Here is a 23,704-nt window from a genome sequence, read left to right as displayed (position 1 = left end):
GCACCCGCACCTCCTTCCAACGTCGGACGTCGGCGGTTCAGCCGGTTCCGGTCGCGGCGGGCTCGGCGTCGAGGACCTCGCAGTACGCCGCCTCGGTGGCCGCGGCGACCCGCGCCCAGCCGTAGCGGCTGAGCACCCGGCGACGGCCGGCCGCCCCGCACGCCTGTCGGGCCGCCGGGTCGGCGAGCAGGCCGGCCACGGCCCCGGCCAGTGCCTCGGGGTCGCTGGGCGGCACCAGCCGGCCGGTGCCCGGATCGGCGACCGTGTCGAGCTGGCCGCCGACCGCGGTGGCCACCACCGGACGGCCGCAGGCCATGGCCTCCAGCGGGACGATCCCGAAGGGCTCGTAGTCGGCGGGGCACAGCACCACGTCGGCGGAGCGCAGCAGCGCCGGCACCCGCCCGGCGTCCACCCCGCCGGTGAACCGGACCCGGTCGGCGACCCCGGCGTCCCGCGCGATGCCGCGCAGCCGCCGCACCTCCGGGTCGTCGCCGAGGAGTTCCGGCGGGGGCCCGCCGACCACCACCAGCTCCGTGCCGGGCAGCCGCGCCAGTGCGGCCACCGACACCGCGGCGCCCTTGCGCGGCACCAGCCGCCCGAGCTGCACCAGCCGGTACCGGAACGGGCCGCGCGGCGCGACCGGGCCCACCGGCGTGAACCGGTCCGTGTCGACACCGCACGGCACGACCCCGATCCGGTGCGCCGGCACACCCATCCGGACCAGCTCGGCGACCTCGTCCCGGCAGGTGGCGACGATCCGGTCGCAGCCCAGCCCCACCTCGGTCTCGCAGCCGATCCGTTCCGGCGGACTGGTGTCGGCGGCCCGCTGGTGCCGGCGCTTCACCGTGCCCAGCGCGTGATAGGTGTGCAGCAGCGGCAGCCCCAGCTCCCGGGCCGCCCCCAGCGAGGCCAGTCCCGACATCCAGTAGTGCGAGTGCGCCACGTCCGGGGTGCGCGCCCGCCACTCCCGGGCGAGTCGGCGCCCGAACTCGTCCATGTACGGCAGCAGCCGGTCCTTGGGTACCGGCTGCGCGGGGCCCGCCGGGACGTGGTGCACCTCGACGCCCTCGCGCAGCGTCACCCGGTCGGGCAGGCCGGGCGCGTCACGGCGGGTGTGCACGGTGACGCGGTGGCCGCGGTCGGCGAGCGCCCCGGCCAGGGCGGCGACATGGACGTTCTGCCCGCCGGCGTCCACCCCGCCGAGGGTGGCGAGCGGGCTCGCGTGCTCCGAGACCAGGGCGATGGACAGCACGCCCGGGGCGAGCGGGCCGGAAGCGGGGGTCATGGGCGCACCTCCGTGATCGGTCGCGGCACAGGCCACGGCGGAATGTTCCTGGGCACCCCGGCCCACCGCCACGGCCGGACGCCGGCTGTCCCGGCCGCGGCCGACCACCGGACCGGACGGGCGCACCGGCCGCACGGCGGGCGGACCGGGAGGCTCCCCCCTCGTGGCCGTACGGCCCGGATGCGGAGGCCCGCCACGGTGGAGGCCGTGCGCACCGTCGGCCGGGACGCGGTCCCGGGGGAGCCGGCGGCACGGTCGCGGGGGGCCGCGGACGGAGGGGCCGCGACCGGGGGCGGCCGGTGGGACGGGCGGGTCACGAGGGGAGCCGTTCGCCGGGCGGCGGGGAGTGCGCGGGCGCGGGGGGACCGGCCCGGTGCGGGCGGGACCGTGCCGTGCGGTGCAGGACGTGGCCGCGCAGCCAGTGCCAGGTCGCGGCGGGCGGGACGAGCACGCTGGTGAGGACCATCGTGACGATCTCGTCGCGGGTGCGCGGACCCGGCAGGATCCGGGCGAGGGCGAACTCGGCGGTCCCCGCCAGCCACCCGGTGGCACACGCCACCGCCGTACGCGGCCGGCCGGACAGCAGACAGCCCGCCGCCGTCAGGCCCGCCGCGGTCAGCGCCAGATGCGCGGGCAGCCGGCCCCGCGGCGCCTGTGCCCGCTGCCACCAGCCGCGCCCGTGCAGCCTCGTCATCAGCACGTCGTCGGCGTTGCCCGCCTGGAGCCGTACGGAGATCCAGCGCCCGGCCGGCCGTACCGGATGGGCGGTGGTGCGGCGGCCCTCGGACAGGGTCCAGCCGGCGTCGAGCACCCGCAGCGCCAGGTCCGCGTCCTCCCGGAAGGCCCTGCGGAACCGTTCGTCGAAGCCGCCGACGGCCTCCAGCGCCCGGCGCCGGTACGCCATGTCGGCGGTGATCCAGCGGGCCCGGGCCAGCCCGGCGGTGCCCCGCTCCCAGTCGGTGGGCGGCCGGTCCGGCGGCAGCGGCACCTCGATCCGGGCGGCGATCCCGGCGGTCGCGACGCTCGCCCCTGCGAGGTCGAGCGCCAGGTCGTCGGCCCAGGCGGGGCCGGGCACCACGTCGTCGTCGAGGAAGACGACCCACGGCGCGTCCCCGGCGGCCCGCCACCCGGTGTTGCGGGCGGCGGCCGGGCCCCGCGCCCCGCCGGGCACGACGAGGGTGCGCGAGCGCAGCGCCGGCGGAACGGCGGCGGTCAGCGGCGCACCGGCCGCGTCCGGGCGGTCGTCGACCACCACGACCCGCGCCGGGCCGGGCCCGTCCGCCTCGGCCAGCGCCCGCAGACACCGGCCGAGGCAGGGCCGGCCGAGCGTCGGCACCACCACCGCGTACTCCCCGCCCGGGGCGGCCGGCCCGGTCACCGGGACCCCTCGCCGTCGTCGCCGGAGCGGAACAGATCGCCGCGCCGGATCGCGTACGGGCCGATGGCCAGGAGGTCGACGGGGGAGGAGCCGAAGCACTCCAGGGCGTCACGCGGGTCGTCCACCATCGGCCGGCCCGCCGTGTTGAGGCTGGTGTTGACGACCACGGGCAGCCCGGTCAGCCGCTCGAACTCGCCCAGCATCCGCGCCACCAAGGGCTCGCGCGCCGCGTCGACCGTCTGGATGCGGGCGGTGCCGTCCACGTGCACCACGGCCGGGATGCGGTCCCGCCAGGCGGGGGCCACGTCGTGCACGAACAGCATGTACGGGCTGGGCAGCGGCCCGTCGAAGATCTCGGCGGCCCGCTCGGCGAGCACCATCGGCGCCACCGGCCGGAACTGCTCGCGCCCCTTGACGTCGTTGAGCCGCTCCGGATTGCCCGCGTGCCCGGGGTGGGCCAGCAGCGAGCGGTGACCGAGCGCCCGGGGGCCGTATTCGCTGCGCCCCTGGAACCAGGCGACGATGCCGTTGCCGGCCAGTGTCCGGGCCACGGTGGCGGCGATGTCCGCCGGCCGCTCGAAGGGGACGGCGGCCGTCTTCAGCCACGCCCCCAGCTCCGCGTCGGTCCAGTCCCGGCCGAGGTCGGCGCCGGTCATCGGCTCGGGCCCGTCACCGGCGCCGGCGGACAGCAGCAGGGCGCCGCCGAGCGCGGTCCCCGCGTCCCCGGCCGCGGGCTGCACCCACACCCGGGAGAACGGGCCCTCGCGGGCGATACGGGAGTTGGCGACGCAGTTCAGGGCGACGCCCCCGGCGAGGGTGAGCACCTCGTGGTGGGTGCGGCCGTGCAGCCAGCGCGCCAGGTCCAGCAGGGTCTCCTCCAGTACGGCCTGCGCGCTCGCGGCGACATCGGCGTGGTCCTGGGTCCACGGCTCGTCCGCGCCGCGCGGCGCGCACAGTTCGTGCCAGGGCACGCCGGTGGCGTGGAAGCCGCCGTCGCCGGTCGGATACACGTACCGGCGCAGTTCGGGCAGCATGCGCGGGGTGCCGTGGGAGGCGAGGGCCATCACCTTGAACTCGTCGGAGGAGCGCAGGAAGCCCAGGTGCTCGGTGAGTTCCTCGTAGACCAGGCCGAGCGAGTGGGGGAGGTCCTGGGCGCGCAGGGGTTCGAGCCGGTCGCCCACCCGGCGGGCGGCGAGGTGCGAGGCGCGCTCGCCGCGGCCGTCCAGCACGAGCACGGAGCAGTCCCCGGCGTCCGGCGCGGCGAAGGCGCCGGAGGCGGCGTGCGCCATGTGGTGCGGTACGAAGCGGACGAGGCCGGGGTCGAGTCCGGGCAGCGCGGTCCGCAGGAAACCGGGGGCCTCCCGCGCGTAGGTGAGCCGCAGGTGGTCCCACGGGTCGTCCAGGCCCATCGCGTCGGCGGGGCGGGCCAGCGCCGGGTCGAAGGAGTAGGCGACCGCGTCGAGGTCCTCCGGGCGCAGCCCGGCCCGCTTCAGACACCAGGCGGCGGCCTGCCCGGGCAGCTCCCAGGCGGAGAACGGCAGCGGGCGCTTGCCGTGCTTGCGCCGGGAGAATCTCTCCTCCTCCGCGGCGGCGACGGTCCGCCCGTCGATCACCAGGGCGGCCGCGGGGTCGTGGAAGAGGGCGTTGATTCCGAGGATGCGCATGGCGGACGGGCCTTTCGCTCAGCGACGGGCTTCGGCGCGGAACCAGTCGATCGTGCGGCGCAGCCCTTCCTCGGCGGCCACCTGGGGCTCCCAGCCGAGCTTGTCGCGGGCCAGCGTGATGTCCGGGCAGCGCACGGCGGGGTCGTCCACCGGGCGTTCGATGTAGCGGACCTCCGAGCGGGAACCCGCGAGCGCGACGACGAGACGGGCCAGGCCCAGCATGGTGATCTCGCCGGGGTTGCCGATGTTGACGGGGCCGCGCATGCCGTGGGCGGCCGCCGCGAGGACGCCTGCCACCGTGTCGTCGACGTAGCACAGCGAGCGGGTCTGCAGTCCGTCACCGGTCACGGTGAGGGGTTCGCCGGCCAGGGCCTGCCGGACGAAGGTCGGTACGGCGCGGCCGTCGTGGCCGCGCATCCGCGGGCCGTAGGTGTTGAACAGCCGCACGATGCAGGTGTCCGTGCCGTGGGTCTCCGCGTGGGCGGTGGTCAGCGCCTCGCCGAAGCGCTTGGCCTCGTCGTAGACGCTGCGCGGGCCGACCGGGTTGACGTGGCCCCAGTACCGCTCGTCCTGCGGATTCTGCTGGGGGTCGCCGTAGACCTCCGAGGTGGAGGCGAGGACGAAGCGGGCCTCGGCGTCCTGGGCGAGCCTCAGGGCGTTGCGGGTGCCGAGACTGCCCGTCTCCATGGTGTGCAGCGGCAGCCGCAGATAGTCCGCCGGTGAGGCGGGGGAGGCGAAGTGCAGCACCAGGTCGGTCGGCCGGTCGACCGGCAGCTCCTGCGCCACGTTGGCCCGTACGAGCGTGAACCCGGGCCGTTCGAGCAGCGGGGCGATGTTCTCCGGGCGGCCGGTGCTGAGGTCGTCCACGCATGTGACGGCCGCGCCCGCGTCGAGCAGGGCGGCACACAGATGGGACCCGACGAATCCCGCCCCACCGGTGACGACGGCGTGCTCCCACTTTCGCGATATGACGGTACTCATACCGCCCAGCCTGACCCCCACCCCCACCCACGGCCCGCTCACCTACTGCATTCCAGTGAATGACGGAACGTGACCCCCGCGATCCGCGGGCAGCCGCATGCCGCCGTCACCGCGGGCAGCCGCATGCCGCCGCCAGCCGCGGGCAGTCGTGCCGCTGGGGCGGCACGGGTGGGCGCGACGGCACCCCGCAGGCGCCGGGCCGCGCAACCCGCCCCCGCCCAGCCACAACACCGGGCACCCGCGAACGCCGAAGTCAGCCCACCAGCGTGGCGTCCGGATCCAGCCGGCTCAGCAGCCCCGACCGGTGAAGCCCCGCCACCGGAGCCACCAGATCCGGATGCCGCAGCAACGCCGCCGCCCGCCGGTCCGCCTCATCGGGCGCCACCAGCCGACGGAACTCGGCAGCCACGGCACCCCCCGCGAGCGCGCTCACCGCAAGACCGGCCAGCTCGGTATCGGCCAGCAGACACACCGCCCAGCTCGCCACCACCTCGTCGACCCACGTACGCCACGCATCCCCCGCGACACCGTCGTCCCCGTCCGCCCCGGTCACCCAGTCGAGCCGCCCCGAACCCCCCGGCCCCGCCAGCCCGACCAGGGCGACATCCATCTCCGTCGGATACCGCAGCCGCGCCGCGACGGTCACCGCCTGCCGCGCCTGCGCCTCGCACAGCGCGACGGCCAGCGCTCCGCCGGGCGCGGGAAAGGAACACGTCAGCCACTGCGCCGTCGCCGCGATGACCGGTGAGAGATCTGCTTGCACTGCCGGGCCGCCCGAGCTGCTGGGGTGAAAGGACCGCACGGAACGCTAGCCGCCGCCCCACCCGTCCCGATATGACCCCGACCTCCTTCGGCACGTGGCCTGGGCCACATCCGAACGGGTGGCCCCGCCCCGCCCGGAGTGTCCCGCCGTCCCCCCGGGGCACCCGACGGCGATGGACGTACTCAGCCGCCCCCTGCTCGACCGCACCCTGCCGCTGCTGGCCGAGGGCTACGCCTGGCTGCCCAACCGGATGCGCGACACCCCAGGACCCGTGGTCCGCACCCGGATCCTGGGCCGGCCCGCCCTCGCCCTGCGCGGCCCCGAAGCGGTGCGGTTCTTCTACGACGAACAGAACGTGCACCGGCACCGCGCCATCCCCGAACCCGTGCTCGCCACCCTGTTCGGCCACGAGGCGGTGCACACCCTCGACGGCGTCGCCCATCGCACCCGCAAGTCCCTGTTCCTGCCGCTGCTCGCCCCCGGCCGGATCGCCGGCCTCGTCGACCACGTGACCGAGGCCTGGGACGAGGCCGTACCCGCCTGGGGCCGGCGCGGCTCCGTCGTACTGTTCGACGAGGCGGGCACGGTGCTCACCACCGGGGTCCACCGGTGGGCCGGCATACCGCTGGACGACGCCGGAGCCGAGGCGACGGCCCGCGACATGATCGCCATGGTCGACGGCTTCGCCACCGCCGGACCGCGCCACCTGCGGGCCCGGCGCGCCCGCGCCCGGCAGGAGGACCGGCTGGGCCGGCTGGTGCGGGACGTACGGTCCGGCGCGGTCACCGCCCCCGAGGACTCGGTCCTCGACCTGGTGTGCCGGCACCGCGACGCGGACGGCGGGGGGCTCGACGAGAAGACGGCCGCGGTGGAACTGCTCAACGTCGTCCGCCCGACGGCCGCCGTCGCCTGGTTCGTCGCCTTCACCGCGCACGCCCTGCACAAGTGGCCCGAGCACCGGGCGCCGCTCGCGGGCGGGGACGTCCCGTTCACCGCCGCGTTCGCCCACGAGGTGCGCCGCTTCTACCCGTTCGTGCCGTTCCTCGGCGGTCTGGCCGCCCGGGACCTGTACTGGCGGGGCGAGTGGGTCCCGGCCGGGGGACTGGTGGTGCTCGACGTGTACGGCCAGAACCACGACGAGTCGCTGTGGGGCGATCCGTACGCCTTCCGCCCGCGGCGCTTCCTCGAACGGCCCGTGGAGCGCGACGAACTGATCCCGCAGGGCGGCGGCGACCCGGCCACCGGCCACCGCTGCCCCGGCGAGGGCATCACCGTCGGTGTGCTGGAGGCGCTCGCGGTGCGGCTCGCCCGAATGGAGTACACGGTGCCGGAGCAGAATCTCACGATCCCGCTGCACCGGGTCCCGACCCGCCCGCACAGCGGTGTGCTCCTGTCCGGCGTACGTCCGCCCGCCGTCTCCTCGTGATGCCCGTACGCCCCGGCCCGTTGAAGAAGTGACGAAAAGCAAGTCCGGGAAAAGTGGCGTGAATTGTCCGGTATGGGTGAGTCTGGAGGGGAAGGTACTCGCTCCACCTCAAGGAGATGGTGTCATGCGTCCCGACGAGAAGGTCACCGAGGAACTCACCGGAATCCAGAGCACCGACATCGAGGCGGCACTCGACCCGGCCGAGACCGACGGTGTGTACCGCGACAGCCGTGAGTGCGCCGCGCTGGCCATCGTCGCCGGCGGAGGCGCGGCTCTGCTGTCGCCGCCGACCCCGCGCCCGAAGAAGGGCTGAACGGGATCGACGGGAGCAGATGATATGGAGCAGTCAGGCACTTCGACCCGCTTGCAGGCCGCGGTGCAGGACCTCGCCTCCGGTGTGGTCTCCGCCCTTCGGGGCGGGGGCCACACCCGCGCGGTCCTCCCGGCGTGGACCGATGGGGAGGCGGGAGATCTCGCGCTCGCCGCCGTACGGGTACTGGGCGCGGACGCGATGCTGCCGAGCCTTCTGCTGGGCGTCCCGCCCGACCCGGCGGAAGTGGCCGTGTTCCGCAAGGCGGTCGAGGCGCACCCGCCCCGCGCGGACGCCGCGCCCACCGTCCGCTGGAGCCACTGGGGCATGGCACGCACGCTGCGGCGGATCGACCCCTCCTTCTCCTCCGGGCCGCCGGACGAGCCGGGTACCGGTTGGCTCGACGAGGCGGGTTGGCAGTCCCTCACCCATCAACTTGCCGTACTGGCCCCGCTCGCCCTGCCCGGTGAGGACTGCGCGGTGAGCCGCGCGGCCGTGCGCCGCCCCGTCGACGTGGCCCGCGGATTCGTCCGGGCGGTGCGCCGCCGGGACTGGCGGCAGGCGGCCGGAGCCGGCCGCTGGCTGACCCTGCTGCCCGGCGTTCCGGGCACCCTCGGCCTCGAATCCGGCCTGGACTTCGTGGAGTTGATGGGCGGGCAGGACCCGCAGGTCGTCCTCCACGTCCAGGCGGCGCGGCTGACGCGGACCGGAGCGCGCGTGTGACCGCGCCCGGCGCCCGGGACATCCGACGGATCGCCGAGGACGCCCTCACCTGGATGACCGCCCACCGTGCCCGCTTCGCACTCAGCGAGGACGCGCTGGCCGTCGACGGCCGGGTCGACGGCACCTGGAAGCCGCTCGGCGAACTCGCCCGGGTCTGCGCGACCGTGATCCACCGCACCGCCCCCGCCGACCCGCTGCACGCCCGGGCGGGCGCGCTGCTGGAGTTCGCCTGGCAGCAGACGCGCGAGGGCGAGATGTTCTCGCTGCTGCAACGTCTTGAGCCGTTCGCCACCTACCCGTTGGAGGTGTACGCGGCCTTCGCCTCGGCGGGGTTCCGCCACCCCGCCTACGAGGAGGCCGCCGCCGTGGCCGCCCGCACCCGGGGCTGGCGGCTCACCGAGCAGGACCCGACCCGGCGTCTCGGCGTCCTGAAGGCCGAGGAGCGCTGCGGCATCCACCGGCCCGGACAGGCCCCGGCCCTGCTGCCGCACACCTGGCTCGGCGGACTGCCCGAACCCTGGACCTTCGAACGCGCCGCCGGATACGCCCTCACCCACGTCGTCTTCCACCTCACCGACTGGGGACGCGCCGACGACGGTCTGCCGCCGGACCTAGCCGGCTATCTGGCCGACTGGCTGCCGTCCTGGCTGGACACCTGCCTGGACGCCGGGATGTGGGACCTGAGCAGCGAGTTGCTGGCCGTGGCCGCGACCCTGCCCCACCCCCTCGACGACGTCGTCCCGCCGGACGCCTGGCAACGCCTGGGGGCGGCGCGGGACCCCTCGGGCGCGATCCGCGAAGAGGGCCGCGACACCGGGGACGGCGAAACCCGCGACCCCGGCCGGTACTTCGCCACCCACTACCACTCCACCCTCCTGGCCGCCTTCGCGGCCGTACTCACCACTGCACGCCCGGCCGGCGCACCCTCCGGCACCGGAACGCGGCGCGGCCGGCAAGGAGCCCCGGCATGACCGACACCCGCCTGATCCACACCGTCGGAGTCGGCGCCCTGGAATGGCTCTGGGCCCACCGCGACGGCTTCCGGCTGGAGCCCGACGCCGACCCGGAAGTGGGATTCCTGGAGCGCTTCAAACCCGTCGGCGAACTCGCCCTGATCTGCAAGGTGCTGTTCCGTGAGGGCGTCGCGGGCTCCCGCCAGGCGCGGCTCGCCCGGCAACTCCTCGACCACGCCTGGCGCGACACCCTGGACGGAGGCACCATGCTGGTGCGCGGACAGCGCACCGAACCGATCTCCCCCATCCCGTTCGAGGTGTACCTGCCGTTCCGTGAACTCGGCTACAGCCAGCTCGAGTTGGAACGCGCCGTCGCACTCAACCACCGCCTCGACAGCTGGCAGGCCTACGAGACGCCTCCCACCCGGCGGCTCGCCCTCTCCGCGTTCCAGCGCCGCTTCGGACTCACCCCCAGGCCCCCGGAACCCGAGGCGCTGCGCCCCACCTGGCTGGCCCGCACCCCCGAACCCTGGACCGTCGAGGGCCACATCGCCTACGACATCACCCACTGCGTGTTCCACCTGACGGACTGGGGGGAGAACCCCGACGGACTGCCCCCGGACCTCGTCGGCTACCTCACCACCTGGCTGCCCGCCTGGATCGACGACTGGCTGGACCTCGAACGCTGGGACCTGCTCGGCGAACTCCTCGTGGTCGACGCCTGCCTGCCCCGCCCCACCCTGGACGAGCCCGCCTGGCGGGCCTTCGCCGCCGCCCAGCGGCCGGACGGCGCCATGCCCGCGATCCGGACGATGCCCGAGGGCGACGAACAGGAGGTGTTCGACATCGTCTACCACTCGACGCTGGTCGCCGCCTTCGCCTCCGTCCTGGCCACCTCCCGCGCCCTCACCGAACTGGCCCGCGCCTCATGACGACGACGTACCGCACGCCCTGGCCGGGCCTCCCGCCCGACGACGGGATCCCCGCCCACCGGACGGAGCCCCGCGCCGACGAGCGCCTGTACGAGCGACTCGGCGACGCCGTCGCCGCGGCCGACGCGCCCGACACCGTCTTCGCCGTGTCCCGGCACGGCCGCCGCACCGTACGCACCGGCGGCACCGCCCCGCCTCCGAAGCACCCGCGCGACACCCTCCGCTACGAGATCGGCTCGGCCTCCAAGACGTTCACCGGACTGCTGCTGGCCCACCTGATGCACAGCGGCCGGCTCTCCGGCGGCGAGGCGGCCCGCACCCTGCTGGACGGCGGCCGGGCCGCCGGACCGGCGCCGGCGACGCTCGTCCACCTGATCACCCACACCTCCGGACTGCCCCGCCTCCCGGCCGACTTCTACGCCCGCGCCCTGCCCACCTGGCGCACCAACCCCTACGCCCGCTACCCCGACGCGCGCGTCGTCGACGCCTTCCTGCGCCACCGCCCCCGGCACCGGCCCGGCACCCGCTGGCGCTACTCCAACTTCGGTGTCGCCGTGCTCGGCCACGCCCTGGCCGCCGCCACCGGCACCCCGTGGCCGGACCTGATCGCCGGTCAGCTGCTCGGCCCCCTCGGTCTCGGCGACACGGCCCTGCGGGCGGACCCCGGCGGACCCGACGCCACCGGGCACGGCAAGGACGGCGAGACGACCGTCTCCGCCTTCGACGCGGGCGGCTTCCAGGCGGCCGGCGCCCTCCGGGCCACCCCGCACGACCTGCTCACCTACCTCGAGGCCCATCTCGACCCGGCCCGCGCCCCCGGCCTCGCCGGCGCGCTGCACGCCGTACGCACCCCCGTGCTCCGCCGCGGACTCGGGCACCGGCATGCGCACACCGTCACCTGGTTCCGGCACCCGACGGACGGCGGTCCCCTGTACTTCCACAGCGGGGCCACCCCCGGCCAGCAGGCCTTCCTCGGCTTCCGGCCCGACACCGGAACCGCCCTGGCCGCGGTCTGCACCCGCCGCTTCCGCGTCCGCGACCCGTTCGTGGCCACGGCGTACGCCCTGCTCGCGGAAGCGGAGCGGTGACGGCCGCGCCCGGAAACGGCGCCGGCGCCGGCACGGGGCCGACGCCGGCGCCGTACGGTCACGCCGTCACAGCCGCTGCCACAGCGCCGGAGTGCCGGCGGGCGCCCACGCGCCCTGCGCCTGGTGGGTCTGCAGGCACTGGTACGTCACACCGTCACGGGTCACCGTGGCGCCCACCTCGTAGACCCGGCCCGCGGTCCACGCCCCGGCGCCGCCCTCCTGCTGGTCCGGCGCCGTCTGCGCGGCGGCGGTGGTCAGGGTGAGCCCGAAGTCGCCGAGGATCGGGTTGACCGGCTGGTAGAACGTCGTACCGCCGCTCGTGCAGTCACCGGAACCGCCGGAGGTGACGCCCTGCGCCTGCGCGCCCGCGACGTACGGCCCGCCGGAGTCGCCCGGCTCGGCGCACACCGTCGTCCGGGTCAGCCCGTCGACCGTGCCCTCGGGGTAGCTGACGCTGGTGTCGTGCTGCTCGATGGTCCCGCAGTGCCATCCGGTGGTCGAGCCGGAACGGCACACCGACGCCCCGACGAGCGCCTGCGCCGAACCGGTGACCTGCACCTCCTGGCCGTCCTGCGCCTTGACGTCGGGCGTGGGCGTCCACTGGTCGTCGGTCGCCACCCACGCCATGTCCTCGCCGGGGAAGACGGAGGCCTGGAAGACGCCCTGCGCGGTGCGGTCGTACCCGGTCGTGGTCGCGCCGGCCCTGCCGCAGTGACCGGCGGTGACGAAGCCCGGCTGCTCGCCCCGGGTCACGGAGAAGCCGACCGAGCAGCGCGCGGAGTCGTTGATGTAGAAGGCGTCGCCGCCGGTGATGTCCTGCAGCAGGCGCGGCCGTACCGTCGTCATCCGGATGCCGACGTCCGCGCCTTCGAGCCCCGCGGCCTTGACGAAGGCGTTGCCGGCCTCCTGACTCGTCGCCTGCACCATGATCCGGTTCTCCGGTACGTCGACGTACCAGACGGGCGTGTCGAGGGTGTTGACGCGCTCGGCCGCCGCGTCCAGCTTCGCCTTGGCCGCCTCCAGGCCGGCCAGCGTCCGCTGGACCACCTTGGCCGTGGCGCCCTCGGCCTCGATGGCCGGTACGTCCTTGGCGTCGGTGGTCGCGACCGTGAGCTGCTCGGCCGTCTTGCCGCGCACCCAGGCACCGGCGAACCGGTCGCCGAGCGCGTTGCGCAGCCGGCCCGCCCGGGAACCCGCCTCGGCCTCGTTGACCAGCCGTTCGGAGGCCTGGGCCTCGTCCAGCTTCAGGTCGCGCCGGAGGGCGGCGAGCAGATGGGGCGACGGCCGGTCGGCGCCCAGGGTCTGGGCGGCGCCGGGCGTCGGCCCCGCCGCGGGCGTGGCATCGGCCGCGGCGGCGTAAGGGAGTCCGGCGAGGACGAGGGCGCCGAGCGCCGTGAACGCCGACCGGCGCGCGGCCCGGGCGTGTCTGAGGACCATTCGGTACGTCTCCTTCAATGGTGGCGAAGCTGCGGAGGCGACTCAGACCTTGCCCGTGACGCCCGGCACGATGTCAGGACACGCCGGATTCACCGCGTCGGTGACCCGAACGGACCCGGGTGCAGTACCGGCGCGCCCCGGCGGTCACCCGGACGGGTCACACCGGCGTCAGACCCGGCGAGCCCGCCTCGGTGACGAAGGAGGCGGCCGTGGAGACGGCGGCGCCCGGCGTCGTCACGACCGGCACGACACGGAAATCGGCCCGCGCGTTCTCCCGGCCCAGCTCGACGCGCACATAGCCGCGCCGGCCGTCGTAGAACCTCAGGTGCGGATTGGCCCGCAGGTAGGTGTCCCAGTTGGCCGGGTGCTCCGCGCCGTCGCGGCCGCTGGCGACGGAGGTGCAGGTCAGCTCCGTGCCCAGAGTGGCGGAGCCGGGGTCGTCGAAGTCGTCCTTGATGTCGAAGGCGTACGCGACATGGACGTCACCGGTGAGGACCAGCCAGTTGTCGACACCGGCCGCCTTCGCGCCCGCGACCAGACGGCCGCGGCTCGCGCGGTAGCCGTCCCAGGCGTCCATGGAGACCTTCGCCTCGGCGTTCAGGTCCAGCTTGCGCTGGGAGAAGCACACCTGCTGGGGCATCACGTTCCACAGCGCCGTCGACGCGCCCCACCCGTCGAGCAGCCAGCGCTCCTGGGCGTCCCCGGTGAGGGTGCGCGCCGGGTCGTCCGACTCGGGTCCGGGCACGTGCGGGGTGTCGTCGTAGGCCTGGTCGGAGCGGTACTGGCGGGTGTCGAGGATGTCGAACTGGGCGAGGGTGCCCCAGTGCAGCCGGCGGAACAGCTGGGCGTCGGGGCCCTCGGGGAGCTGGTCGGCGCGCAGCGGCTGGTTCTCCCAGTAGGCGCGGTAGGCGGCGGCGCGGCGGGCCAGGAACAGCGCCGGGTCGCTGCCGTTCTCGTCGGCGTCGGCCGCGTAGTTGTTCTCGGTCTCGTGGTCGTCCCAGGTGACGACGAACGGGTGGGCGGCGTGCGCGGCCCGCAGGTCGGGGTCGCCCTTGTAGAGCGCGTAGCGCATCCGGTAGTCCGCCAGGGTCGTCGTCTCGCGGTTGAACACGGACGGCAGCACGACGTCGGTGTAACCGCGGGCGCCGCCCGCGGAGTTCACGGCGTACTCGTACAGGTAGTCGCCGAGGTGGAACACCACGTCGACGTCCTCCTGCGCTAGGTGCCGGTGCACCGTGTAGTAGCCGTCGTGGTACGCCTGGCAGGCGACCGCCGCCAGTCTCAGGCCCGCGGTGCCGGCGCCGGCCGGGGGAGCGGTACGGGTGCGGCCGGTGGGGCTGATCCAGGTGCCCGTACGGAACCGGTAGTAGTAGTGGCCGCCCGGTTCCAGGCCCTTCACGTCGACGCGCACGCTGTGCGCGTACTCGGGGTGGGCGAGGGCGGTGCCCCGCCGCACGACCAGGACGAAGGACTCGTCGAGCGCCACTTCCCAGGAGACCTCCACCCGCTGCTGACCGAGACCTCCGTCCGGTTCGAAGGGGGCCGGGGCCAGCCGGGTCCAGATGAGCACCGAGTCGGGCAGCGGGTCCCCGGAGGCGACGCCGAGCGTGAACGGGTCCTCGGTGACGCGGGCCGCGTCGAGCCGGGGCGCGGCGAAGGCGCCGCGCGCGGGGAGGTTGGTGGTGAAGGCGAGGGCGGCGGCCGCGGCGGTGAGGGTGAGGAAGCGACGGCGGGCCGGATGCCGTGCGGCGGCGCGCAGTTCGGCGTCGTGCGGGGTGAGGGCGAGCGCGGACGACGGTCCGGTACGGCCCGACAGCGCCATCTGGTGTCCTCTCGTACGGAGCCGGGCGGGGAGGAGGGACGTGAGGCGCAGGCCGGCGGCGACGCGGGCAGGCGAGCGCGGCCGTGCCCCGGGCGCGTGTGTGGCGACGCGGACCACGGGACACGGAGTCCGTATGTTAAGCAGACAAAATGCGCAAAGAGTGCGCGCCTTGCGGGGTGTTCACACGGGAGGACCTGTACGGACCCGGCCCCGGGACAGAGAAAAGCGCCGCCGGTGCGACCGGCGGCGCTGGGGCGGCGGGCGGGCTCAGACGGTGGCCGCCCCCGTGCCGGTGCCGGCGCCCACGCGGTCGCGGACCGGCAGGTGGTAGACGTGGAAGGCGCGGCCGATGACCGGCTGGGCGACGTTGCGCACCTTCACGCCCCCCGTCGTCATGCCGTGCTCACTGCCGGCGTGCGCGTGCCCGTGCACGGCGAGATCGGCGCCGGCCGTGTCGATCGCCTCGGCCAGCAGATAGCTGCCCAGGAACGGGTAGATCTCCAGCGGCTCCCCGGCCAGGGTCTCCGGCACGGGGGAGTAGTGGGTGAGGGCGATCCGGACGTCGCAGCCCTCCTGGCCCAGCTTCTCCAGCGAGGCCCGCAGGCCGTCGGCGCACCGGCGGGAGAGGCGCACGAACTCCTTCATCACCGGCTCGCCGAACTCCCCGGCGCTCGCCCCGACGAACCCGCCGCCGAACCCCTTGGTGCCGGCCACCCCGACGCGCGCGTCACCGGCCCGTACGACCGCCGACTCCCCCTCCAGGACATGGGCGCCGGCGTCCCGCAGGACGGCCGTGACCTCGTCCTGCCGGTCGTCGTGGTGGTCGTGGTTGCCGAGCACGGCGACCACGGGAACCCCCAGGCCCCGGATCTCGTCGGCCACCACGTCGGCCTCCTCGACGGTGCCGTGCCGGGTGAGGTCCCCGGCCAGCAGCAGGAGGTCGGCGCACTCGGGCAGGGTGTCGAACGCGGGGCGGAGCGTGCCCCGGGTGTCGGGCCCCATGTGGATGTCGCCGACGGCGGCGATCCGGATCATGACAGCTCCTCCGCGTGATCGGGTGACGCGGTCTCGCTGACCACGATGTCCCAGTGCACCTCGAGCCCGGTGAGCTCCTCGCGCACCATGCTCAGGACGTCCTCGCGGCACTGGGCCGAGGGGACGGTCCCGGTGACCAGTACGGCCCCGCCGCGGACCTCGACCCGCACACCGAGTTCGCCGAGCTCGCCGGAGGCGAGACGGTCGTGGAGGTGGGCGACGCGGTACTCCGGGCTCGACGCCGCCGGTGTGCCGCCTGCGGATCCGGCGTCTTGGGTGTTCATGAGCGTTCCTTCCGCGGACGTTCAGATGACGTTCAGGCGTTCCAGGAGGAAGAAGAAGGCGGCCGGCATGGGCTCGTCCCCGCAGTCGCTCCGTACCCGCTCCCAGTCGACCTTCTCGCGCAGGGCGCGGGCGATGGGCAGGACGGCCCCGAAGTCGCAGTGGTGCTCCGAGAAGGCGGCCAGCAGGCCGGTCAGCAGATCGGTGGGCGCCAGGACCGGCATGCGCACCGACTCCACCGGGAGTTCCCGCGCCCGCCGGAGCATCTCGGTGGAGACGGGCCGGTGCGCCAGCTCGAAGATGATGTCCACGTCCTGGCCGAAGCAGGTGGCCTTGATCAGCCAGTCCTCGGGCGGGGTGTACACCGTCAGCCCGGCCTCGCGGAGCGTGGCGGCCACCGACTCGGCGTCCTCGGGCCGGACACAGAAGTCGACGTCGTGCTGGAGGTTCCCGCTGCCGCCGTGGGCGTGGACGGCGACGCTGCCGGCCAGGGCGAACAGGTGCCCGCCCCGCTTGAGCACCGCGCCGACCTGCTTGGCCGCCTCCAGGATCGCCTGATTGCGGTCGCGGGGCAGCTCGGGGTCGTCCTCCCGATCCGGTGTACCGCTCCGCACGGTGTGCGCCGGCACCGGTCCCGGGGCGTCCGTGGCCAGACGGAGCTCCCGGGTCCCCGGGGGCCGGGCGAGCGTGGCGTCCTCGCCGTTCTCCGTCATGACCACTCCCTTCGTCGGCCGGACGGTCCGCACGGCCGCTGTGTGCCTGCACCTAGTACCCGGCGTGCCCGTTCCGACACGGGCGCGGGGAAAGGCGGCGCCCTCGCCGCCGAGGGCGTACAAGAAAGGCGCTTCGTCCGGTCACGGCTGAATATGGGGCAAAAGGCAGGGAAGGTGATGAGTGCCCGTGAGGGACTCGCCCGTGGAGGCCGACATGGAGCAGGACACGTCCCGTCCGTCCGATCTTCCGCAGCCCCTGCGGGCCGTCGCCTCGGGCCTGCGGCATCTGCCGGGCGCGGAGCAGGTGGGAAGGGTGACCGGTGGAGCCCTGGACGCGATCGGCGCGGTCTCCCCGCGCGGACGCCGGATGGCCGTCTACGCCGGAGCCGGGGTGCTCGGCGTGGCCGGCGTCGTCGAGTGGCCGGTGGCGCTGACCGGCGCGGCCGTAGCCTGGCTCACCCAGCCGCGCCCCGCACAGCGGCCCGACGGCGACGGGGAGGGCCTCACACAGTGGCCCGCCGGCGAGCCGGACGCGGAGCCGCCGGCCGACGCGGACGGCCGACACGGAACACCGGCCGACCGCCCGCCCACGGGCCCCGGCGACCGGCTCACCCCCTCCCGCGACCGCACCGGCCGGACGGAACACCCCGTGCACGACCAGCCCGCCAAGGTGGGCGACACCGCCACCGCCTCGGCCCTCAAACAGGTCGCCGACGCCACCCGACACCACGGCGCCCACCTCGCCCCCCGCCCGGACCGGGGCGGTCGGGCGGAGCACCCTGTGGGCGACGAGCCCGCCAGGGCGGGGGACACCGCCTCGGCGCTCGAACAGGACGCCGGGGCCGCCCGGCACCACGGCACGCACCCCGACCCCTCCCGCGACCGGGGCGGCCGGGCGGAGTCCCCTGTGCGCGAGCAGCCCGCCGAGGTGGGCGGCACCGCCGAACAGGTCGCCGGGGCCGCCCGGCACCACGGCACGCACCCCGACCCCGACCCGGACCGGGACAACGCCCCCGGGCAGTCGCGCGACGCCCGTCACACCGGCTGAGCCACGAACAACGGGATCCCGCAGATGCTCACACGCTTCGACGTCGCCCCCCTCGCCGGGGCCGTGGCGGGAGTCGCCGCAGGCGCCGCCCGCGGCACCGCACAGGGCATGACGTCCGTCCACGACACGACGCGCCGCCTCGGCCACGTCGCACGCAACGCCCTCGGCGGCGGCCGGCACTGGCGGGCCGGACACCGCGTCCACCTGGCCCTGCGGCACCCGGACGGTGCCGCCGCCCCGCTCGCCCGCAAGGTCGCCGCCGAACTGCTCGACCACCCCGACGTGCTGACGGCGTACTGGGACGAAGGACTGTCCCGGCTCGTGGTGACCGCCGTGACGGACACGGGCGGCGACCGCGTGACCGAGCGTGCCGTCGCGCTCGCCGCCCGCCTCGGACTGACCGAGGACGCGGGCCCCGAGGACGAGGACGACACGGCCCACCCCGGCGACCCCCGCGAGGTGCGGATCGCCGCCACCGCGCTGCTGCTGGACGCCGCCGGCGCGGCCGGCGCCCTGGCGGGCCGGTCACTGGGCCTGCCCCGCAGCCCCAAGGCGGTCACCGCCGCCGTCACCCTGCTGCGCGAGAACCCCCGCTTCCGGGCCCTGCTGCGGCAGCGGTTCGGCCGCGGCGGCATGGAACTCCTCCTCGCCGCCGCCAACGCCGCCGCGCACGGCGCCGGACAGTCCCCGGCGTCTCTGGTGCTCGACGGACTGCTGCGCACCGGCCAGCTGACCGAGGCGACCGCCCGGGCCGCCGCCTTCGAGGCCCTGCACGACGACGTCTGCCTCGAACGGCGCACCAGCATCCCCTGCCCCGCCGGCACCCGACCGCCCCTGCGGGTGACGCCCGCCCAGGCGTACGCGGCCCACGCCGGCACCGGCAGCGTCGCGGGCGCCGCCGCCACCCTCCTCGTCACCCACGACACCCGGGAGGCGGCCGAAGCCGTCCTCGCCGGCTCCCCCAAGGCGGCGCGCTACGGTCCCGCAGCCTTCGACGCGGTCCTCGGCACCCACCTCGCCCGGTCCGGCGTCCTGGTCCGCGGCGCCGGCCGGCTGCGGCAGCTGGAGATCGCCGACTCCCTGGTCCTGCACGCCGACGCCCTGCGCGGCCGGACGCGGCCCTCCGACGGAGAGCCCGCACTGTTCGAGGACCCCGTCGACCCCTGCGCCGAGGCCGTCCTCGACGCGGCCCGCCGGGCCGGGCTGCACGTCGTGGTCACCGGCGGCTCCGACCTGAAGGACATCACCCGCCTGGCCGACGAGGTCGCCCCCGCCGACCTGCCGTTCGGCGACGTCGTACGGGCGCTGCAGAACGACGGGCACATCGTGGTGAGCGTCGCCCGCGTGGCCGCGCACGGCGACGACGACGTGGCGGACGGACTGCCCGCCGGCGATGTGGCGATCGCCCTCACGGACGCGCGCTCGGCTCTCGCCTGGGGCGCCGACGCGCTCGCCCCGAACGGACTGGCCGACGTCTGGCGCCTGCTGACGGCCGTCCCGGCGGCCCGCCGGGTCGGCCGCCGCTCGCAGACCCTGGCCCGGGCCGGCGCCGCCCTGTCCGGGCTGATGGTGGCCCGCGGCGGCACACCCGGCGGCCGGTTGTGGCAGCGGCTCACCCGGCACGCCCCCGTGAACATCGCGGCGGCGGGCGCCCTGCTCACCGGCTGGACGGAAGGCCTGCGCGTGGCCCGCGCCACACCGCCCGAACCCCGGCTGCACGTGCCCTGGCACGCCCTGGAACCGCACGAGGCGCACGAGCTGCTGCGCGGCACCCGCACCGACGCCGAACCCACCGAACCCACCGGACTCGCCCTGCTCGCCGAACGCTCCCGGCAGCGGGCCGCACGGCTCACCCGCGCGCCCGCGGCCGCCCCCGCCCGCTGGACCTGGCAGGCGGCCGGCGCCGTCCGCCGCGAGCTCGACGACCCGCTCACCCCCGTCCTGGCCACCGGGGCGGTCGCCTCCGCGCTGCTCGGCTCGCTCGTCGACGCGCTGCTCGTCGTCGGCGCCATGGACATCAACGCGGTCGCGGGCGGCCTCCAGCGGCTGCGCGCCGAACGGGCGCTCGCCCGGCTCGCCGCCCACCAGCGGCCCAAGGCCCGCCGGCAGGACACCTCCCGGCGCACGGTCACCGTCGACGCCGCCCGGCTGCGGCCGGGGGACCGGATCAGCCTCGGCGCCGGCGACGTCGTACCGGCGGACGCGCGGCTGCTGGAGGTGGACGGGCTGGAGGTCGACGAGTCATCACTCACCGGCGAGTCGCTGCCCGTGACCAAGGCCCTGGACCCGACCCCGGGCGCGCCGGTCGCCCGGCGGACCTGCATGGTCTTCGAGGGCACCACCGTCGTGGCCGGCCGCGCCGACGCGCTCGTCGTGGACACCGGTGACCGCACCGAGGCGGGCCGCGCCGTCGCCCTGGCCGCCCGCGTTCCACCGCCCGCCGGAGTCCAGGCCCGCCTGCAGGAACTGACCCGTAAGGCCCTCCCGGTGACCCTCACCGGCGGCGCGCTGGTCACCGGCCTGTCCCTGCTGCGCGGCAGCCCGATACGGCGTGCCGTCAGCGGCGGTGTCGCCGTGGCCGTCGCCGCCGTCCCCGAAGGGCTGCCGCTGGTCGCGACCGTCGCCCAGATGGCCGCCGCACGCCGGCTCTCCCGGCGCGGCGTGCTGGTCCGCACCCCGCGCACCCTGGAGGCGCTCGGCCGGGTCGACACCGTCTGCTTCGACAAGACCGGCACCCTCACCGAGAACCGGCTCCGCCTGGTCCGGGTGGCCACCGCCGACGGCACCGTCCTCGCCCCGGACGCCGAGGACGCCGTACCGGTCGTACGGCTCGCCGCGCGCGCCTGCCCGCAGGAGGAGACCGGCGAGGGGCGCCGGGTCGCCCACGCCACCGACGAGGCCGTCCTCGACGTCGCCCCGCCCGACACCGGCTGGACCGCCGACGGCGAGCTGGCCTTCGAGGCCAGCCGCGGCTACGCGGCCGCCGTCGGCCGGGACGGCGACGACGGACTCCTCGTCGTCAAGGGCGCCCCCGAGACGGTCCTCCCCGCCTGCCGGGACCTTCCCGAGGAGACGGCCGACGCCGCCCACACCCTGGCGGGCCAGGGACTGCGCGTCCTCGCCGTCGCCCGGCGTCCCTGCCGGGCGTCCGACGCGGACGCCGAACTCGACGCCGACCTCGCGGACCTGGAGTTCGCCGGGCTGATCGCCCTCGCCGACGTGCCGCGCGACACCTCGCGGGAACTGCTCACCGACCTGCGCCGGGCCGGCATCCTGCCCGTCATGCTCACCGGCGACCACCCGGAGACCGCCCGCGCCATCGCCCTGCAACTGGGCTGGCCCGAGGAGACGGAGGTGGTCACCGGGGACGACCTGGTCGCCATGGGCCGCTCCGACCGGGCGCGCGCGCTGCACGGCGCCGGAGTCGTCGCCCGCGTCGCCCCCGAGCAGAAACTCCACGTCGTGGAGGCCCTGCAACAGGCCGGCCGGGTGGTGGCGATGGCGGGCGACGGCGCCAACGACGCCGCCGCCATCCGCGCCGCCGACGTGGGCGTCGGCATCGAGGCCCGCGGCTCCGCCGCCGCCCGCAACGCCGCCGACCTGGTGCTCACCACCGGCGACCTGTCCGTCCTGGTGGACGCCGTCGGCGAGGGCCGCGCGCTGTGGCGCAGCGTCGCCGACGCGGTCAGCATCCTCATCGGCGGCAACGCGGGCGAGGTCGGCTTCAGCGTGCTGGGCACCCTGCTCGCCGGGTCCTCACCGCTGTCGACCCGTCAGCTCCTCCTGGTCAACCTGCTCACCGACATGTTCCCCGCCATGGCGGTGGCGGTGACACCGAGCGACGACCCGTCGACGGCGGCGCACGCCGCGACCGGCCCGATGGGCCTCGACGTCCTCGGCGCGCCCCTGCTGCGCTCCATCCGGCGCCGCGGCGTCACCACCTGCCTCGGCGCGGTCACCGCCTATCTGATCGGCCGCCTCACCCCCGGCACCGAACGCCGCTCCACCACGATGGCCCTGTGCGGAGTGGTCGGCGCCCAGCTGGTACAGACCCTCTCCGGGCGCCGCCACAGCCCCCTGGTGTGGGTGACGGCCCTGGGCTCCGCCGCCGTGCTCGCCGCCCTCGTCCAGACCCCGGGCGTCAGCCACTTCTTCGGCTGCACCCCGCTCGGCCCCGTCGCCTGGGCGGGCGTCGCCCTGGCCATCACCCTGTCGGCCCTCGCCCCACGCCTGGAACGCCTCGAAGCGGTACGCCACCTGTACGCCCTCACCTCCCGTCTCGCCCTGCGCCTGAGCGACTCCGCGAGGCAGACCCGCCACCTGCTGACCAGCGGAATCGCCCGCCCGGTGGCCTGACCCCGCAGGGCCGCGGGGCTGTGCCGGCATACGGCTCCGCCGCGCGGGCGCGAAGGGGTCTGGGCATATAGGGGCGCGGGGAACTGCGCGAAGGGGGTCTGGGGGCGGAGCCCCCAGGGACGGGAAGGGGTGGCGGGGGCGAGAAAAGGCTCGGACGTCCGCGCAACGCGGGGCGTGGAATCCCGGGGCCGCCCCGACGACGTGACAGGGAACCGCCCGCCCCGAGCGAATCCGGCGCCCCGCACCCACACTGGAAGTGCGGGGCGCCCCCGGCACCCACCCGGAACCCCGCCGGCGCGGGCGAACGCGCCCGACGCCGAAGCCCACCGCAGACCGAGAAGGACGAGGATCGGCATGAAGGGCTACGTCTTCCACGGCCCCGGGCAGTCCGCCTGGGAGGAGGTCCCCGACCCGGCCGTCAAAGAACCCGGCGACGCCATCGTCCGCGTCGACGCCGTCACCATCTGCGGCACGGACCTGCACATCCTCAGGGGCGACGTGCCCGAGGTCCGCCCGGGCACCGTCCTCGGCCACGAGGCGGTCGGCGAGATCGTCGAGACCGGCGGCGACGTCCGCACCGTACGCCCCGGGGACCGCGTCCTGGTCTCCTGCATCTCCGCCTGCGGGCGCTGCGGCTACTGCCGCGAGAGCATGTACGGCCAGTGCCGGGGCGGCGGAGGCTGGGTCCTCGGCCACCTGATCGACGGCACCCAGGCCGAATACGTACGCGTCCCCTACGCCGACCTGTCGGTGTACCCGCTGCCCGGTGCCGTCGACAACGAGGATGCCGTGCTGCTGGCCGACATCTTCCCCACCGCCTACGAGGTGGGTGTGCTCAACGGGCGGGTCCGTCCAGGTGACACGGTCGTCGTGGTCGGCGCCGGCCCCGTCGGGCTCGCCGCGATCGCCACCGCCCGGCTGTTCGGTCCCGAACGCGTCGTCGCCGTGGACGTGGCCGCCTCCCGGCTCCAGGCCGCGAAGGAGTTCGGCGCCGACGCCGTGGCCGACGCGGGCGAGGGCCCCGAGCAGCTCGTCGCGGACCTCACCGGCGAGCTCGGTGCGGACGTGGTCATCGAGGCGGTGGGCGCCCCCGAGACCTTCGAGCTGTGCACCCGTATGGTGCGGCCCGGCGGGCACCTGGCCAACGTCGGTGTGCACGGCGCGCCCGCCACGCTGCACCTCGAGGACCTGTGGATCAAGAACGTCACCATCACCACCGGACTCGTCGACACCCACTCCACCCCCACCCTGCTGCGGATGGCGGCCGCCGGCCGGCTGCCCACCCGCCGGCTGGTCACCCACACGTTCCCGCTCGACCACATGCAGGAGGCCTACGACGTCTTCGGCAACGCCGCCGAGACCGGGGCGCTCAAGGTCGTCCTCGGCGTTCCGCAGCACGAGGTGGTGCCCGCGCACCCGACGGTCTGACGGGCGCACCGGCGGACCGGGCCGTTCGGCCCATGCGGGAGCGGGGCGACCGGGTCCACCCTGGAGTGAGGCGCCGTTCG

The 23,704-nt window shown here is 75.6% G+C and carries 19 protein-coding genes; 9 read left to right on the top strand and 10 right to left on the bottom strand.

Annotation, left to right across the window (positions count from 1 at the left end; translation table 11 throughout):
* Positions 1-37: 37 nt before the first annotated feature.
* The 5 genes from AMK33_RS28960 to AMK33_RS28940 form a co-directional block, all read right to left on the bottom strand.
* On the bottom strand, positions 38-1,285 hold the full coding sequence (locus AMK33_RS28960) for a glycosyltransferase (RefSeq protein ID WP_073935991.1): 1,248 nt from the start codon (positions 1,283-1,285) through the stop codon (positions 38-40).
* A gap of 313 nt (positions 1,286-1,598) precedes the next feature.
* Positions 1,599-2,663 carry a glycosyltransferase family 2 protein gene (locus AMK33_RS28955; RefSeq protein ID WP_073935923.1) on the bottom strand — a complete coding sequence of 355 codons (1,065 nt, stop codon included), beginning with the start codon at positions 2,661-2,663 and terminating at the stop codon, positions 1,599-1,601.
* Positions 2,660-4,327, bottom strand: a complete 1,668-nt coding sequence (locus AMK33_RS28950; RefSeq protein ID WP_073935922.1) for a carbamoyltransferase family protein — start codon at positions 4,325-4,327, stop codon at positions 2,660-2,662. Before AMK33_RS28950 ends, AMK33_RS28955 begins: the two co-directional genes overlap by 4 nt.
* An 18-nt stretch (positions 4,328-4,345) precedes the next feature.
* A complete protein-coding gene (locus tag AMK33_RS28945; protein WP_073935921.1) occupies positions 4,346-5,308 on the bottom strand; it encodes an NAD-dependent epimerase/dehydratase family protein in 963 nt (320 codons plus the stop codon).
* Between the two features lie 253 nt (positions 5,309-5,561).
* The gene (locus AMK33_RS28940) at positions 5,562-6,071 is read right to left on the bottom strand and encodes a hypothetical protein (RefSeq protein WP_073935920.1); all 510 of its coding nucleotides are present in this window, start codon (positions 6,069-6,071) and stop codon (positions 5,562-5,564) included.
* 172 nt (positions 6,072-6,243) lie between these two features.
* Here AMK33_RS28940 and AMK33_RS28935 point away from each other — a divergent pair, with 172 nt between their 5' ends.
* The 6 genes from AMK33_RS28935 (at position 6,244) to AMK33_RS28910 (ending at position 11,503) form a co-directional block, all read left to right on the top strand.
* On the top strand, positions 6,244-7,497 hold the full coding sequence (locus AMK33_RS28935; RefSeq protein ID WP_073935919.1) for a cytochrome P450: 1,254 nt from the start codon (positions 6,244-6,246) through the stop codon (positions 7,495-7,497).
* 124 nt (positions 7,498-7,621) lie between these two features.
* Complete coding sequence (locus tag AMK33_RS28930) at positions 7,622-7,810, top strand: hypothetical protein (protein WP_073935918.1); 189 nt, start codon at positions 7,622-7,624, stop codon at positions 7,808-7,810.
* Between the two features lie 24 nt (positions 7,811-7,834).
* Positions 7,835-8,530 (top strand): hypothetical protein, encoded by a 696-nt coding sequence (locus tag AMK33_RS28925; protein WP_073935917.1) that lies wholly within the window; start codon positions 7,835-7,837, stop codon positions 8,528-8,530.
* Positions 8,531-8,583: 53 nt separating this feature from the next.
* Positions 8,584-9,501, top strand: coding sequence for a DUF6895 family protein (locus AMK33_RS28920; protein ID WP_073935990.1), 918 nt, complete (start codon positions 8,584-8,586; stop codon positions 9,499-9,501).
* A complete protein-coding gene (locus AMK33_RS28915) occupies positions 9,498-10,415 on the top strand; it encodes a DUF6895 family protein (RefSeq protein ID WP_073935916.1) in 918 nt (305 codons plus the stop codon). Before AMK33_RS28920 ends, AMK33_RS28915 begins: the two co-directional genes overlap by 4 nt.
* Positions 10,412-11,503 carry a serine hydrolase domain-containing protein gene (locus AMK33_RS28910; protein WP_073935915.1) on the top strand — a complete coding sequence of 364 codons (1,092 nt, stop codon included), beginning with the start codon at positions 10,412-10,414 and terminating at the stop codon, positions 11,501-11,503. Before AMK33_RS28915 ends, AMK33_RS28910 begins: the two co-directional genes overlap by 4 nt.
* A gap of 66 nt (positions 11,504-11,569) precedes the next feature.
* Here the strand turns inward: AMK33_RS28910 and AMK33_RS28905 are convergent, their stop codons facing one another.
* From AMK33_RS28905 to AMK33_RS28885, 5 genes are all read right to left on the bottom strand, one after another.
* Positions 11,570-12,940 carry a trypsin-like serine protease gene (locus AMK33_RS28905; protein WP_073935914.1) on the bottom strand — a complete coding sequence of 457 codons (1,371 nt, stop codon included), beginning with the start codon at positions 12,938-12,940 and terminating at the stop codon, positions 11,570-11,572.
* Positions 12,941-13,097: 157 nt separating this feature from the next.
* The gene (locus AMK33_RS28900; protein WP_073935913.1) at positions 13,098-14,762 is read right to left on the bottom strand and encodes an alkaline phosphatase D family protein; all 1,665 of its coding nucleotides are present in this window, start codon (positions 14,760-14,762) and stop codon (positions 13,098-13,100) included.
* A 267-nt stretch (positions 14,763-15,029) separates the two neighbouring features.
* The gene (locus tag AMK33_RS28895; protein ID WP_073935912.1) at positions 15,030-15,797 is read right to left on the bottom strand and encodes a metallophosphoesterase family protein; all 768 of its coding nucleotides are present in this window, start codon (positions 15,795-15,797) and stop codon (positions 15,030-15,032) included.
* On the bottom strand, positions 15,794-16,081 hold the full coding sequence (locus tag AMK33_RS28890) for a BON domain-containing protein (protein WP_073935911.1): 288 nt from the start codon (positions 16,079-16,081) through the stop codon (positions 15,794-15,796). The genes AMK33_RS28895 and AMK33_RS28890 overlap by 4 nt, the downstream gene beginning before the upstream one ends.
* Before the next feature lie 21 nt (positions 16,082-16,102).
* Complete coding sequence (locus AMK33_RS28885; RefSeq protein WP_079195005.1) at positions 16,103-16,792, bottom strand: nucleotidyltransferase family protein; 690 nt, start codon at positions 16,790-16,792, stop codon at positions 16,103-16,105.
* Between the two features lie 187 nt (positions 16,793-16,979).
* On the opposite strand from AMK33_RS28885, the gene AMK33_RS44975 reads away from it, so the two are divergent.
* The 3 genes from AMK33_RS44975 to AMK33_RS28870 all read left to right on the top strand — a co-directional run bounded on the left by AMK33_RS44975 (position 16,980) and on the right by AMK33_RS28870 (position 23,624).
* Positions 16,980-17,840 (top strand): hypothetical protein, encoded by an 861-nt coding sequence (locus AMK33_RS44975; RefSeq protein ID WP_327379956.1) that lies wholly within the window; start codon positions 16,980-16,982, stop codon positions 17,838-17,840.
* Positions 17,841-17,864: 24 nt separating this feature from the next.
* Positions 17,865-22,196, top strand: coding sequence for a cation-translocating P-type ATPase (locus tag AMK33_RS28875; RefSeq protein WP_073935910.1), 4,332 nt, complete (start codon positions 17,865-17,867; stop codon positions 22,194-22,196).
* 354 nt (positions 22,197-22,550) lie between these two features.
* Positions 22,551-23,624, top strand: a complete 1,074-nt coding sequence (locus AMK33_RS28870; protein WP_073935909.1) for a zinc-dependent alcohol dehydrogenase family protein — start codon at positions 22,551-22,553, stop codon at positions 23,622-23,624.
* Positions 23,625-23,704 lie beyond the last annotated feature (80 nt).

The organism is Streptomyces sp. CB02400, from assembly GCF_001905725.1.
GTDB lineage: Bacteria > Actinomycetota > Actinomycetes > Streptomycetales > Streptomycetaceae > Streptomyces > Streptomyces atrovirens.
This window is presented reverse-complemented; position numbering and strand designations above follow the sequence as displayed.

What these genes read in the sequence shown, in the direction of transcription:
- AMK33_RS28960 (WP_073935991.1), bottom strand. Translation starts at nt 1,285, where the DNA reads ATGACCCCCGCTTCCGGCCCGCTCGCCCCGGGCGTGCTGTCCATCGCC.
- AMK33_RS28950 (WP_073935922.1), bottom strand. Translation starts at nt 4,327, where the DNA reads ATGCGCATCCTCGGAATCAACGCCCTCTTCCACGACCCCGCGGCCGCC.
- AMK33_RS28945 (WP_073935921.1), bottom strand. Translation starts at nt 5,308, where the DNA reads ATGAGTACCGTCATATCGCGAAAGTGGGAGCACGCCGTCGTCACCGGT.
- AMK33_RS28935 (WP_073935919.1), top strand. Translation starts at nt 6,244, where the DNA reads ATGGACGTACTCAGCCGCCCCCTGCTCGACCGCACCCTGCCGCTGCTG.
- AMK33_RS28930 (WP_073935918.1), top strand. Translation starts at nt 7,622, where the DNA reads ATGCGTCCCGACGAGAAGGTCACCGAGGAACTCACCGGAATCCAGAGC.
- AMK33_RS28925 (WP_073935917.1), top strand. Translation starts at nt 7,835, where the DNA reads ATGGAGCAGTCAGGCACTTCGACCCGCTTGCAGGCCGCGGTGCAGGAC.
- AMK33_RS28920 (WP_073935990.1), top strand. Translation starts at nt 8,584, where the DNA reads ATGACCGCCCACCGTGCCCGCTTCGCACTCAGCGAGGACGCGCTGGCC.
- AMK33_RS28915 (WP_073935916.1), top strand. Translation starts at nt 9,498, where the DNA reads ATGACCGACACCCGCCTGATCCACACCGTCGGAGTCGGCGCCCTGGAA.
- AMK33_RS28910 (WP_073935915.1), top strand. Translation starts at nt 10,412, where the DNA reads ATGACGACGACGTACCGCACGCCCTGGCCGGGCCTCCCGCCCGACGAC.
- AMK33_RS28905 (WP_073935914.1), bottom strand. Translation starts at nt 12,940, where the DNA reads ATGGTCCTCAGACACGCCCGGGCCGCGCGCCGGTCGGCGTTCACGGCG.
- AMK33_RS28900 (WP_073935913.1), bottom strand. Translation starts at nt 14,762, where the DNA reads ATGGCGCTGTCGGGCCGTACCGGACCGTCGTCCGCGCTCGCCCTCACC.
- AMK33_RS28895 (WP_073935912.1), bottom strand. Translation starts at nt 15,797, where the DNA reads ATGATCCGGATCGCCGCCGTCGGCGACATCCACATGGGGCCCGACACC.
- AMK33_RS28890 (WP_073935911.1), bottom strand. Translation starts at nt 16,081, where the DNA reads ATGAACACCCAAGACGCCGGATCCGCAGGCGGCACACCGGCGGCGTCG.
- AMK33_RS28885 (WP_079195005.1), bottom strand. Translation starts at nt 16,792, where the DNA reads ATGACGGAGAACGGCGAGGACGCCACGCTCGCCCGGCCCCCGGGGACC.
- AMK33_RS28875 (WP_073935910.1), top strand. Translation starts at nt 17,865, where the DNA reads ATGCTCACACGCTTCGACGTCGCCCCCCTCGCCGGGGCCGTGGCGGGA.
- AMK33_RS28870 (WP_073935909.1), top strand. Translation starts at nt 22,551, where the DNA reads ATGAAGGGCTACGTCTTCCACGGCCCCGGGCAGTCCGCCTGGGAGGAG.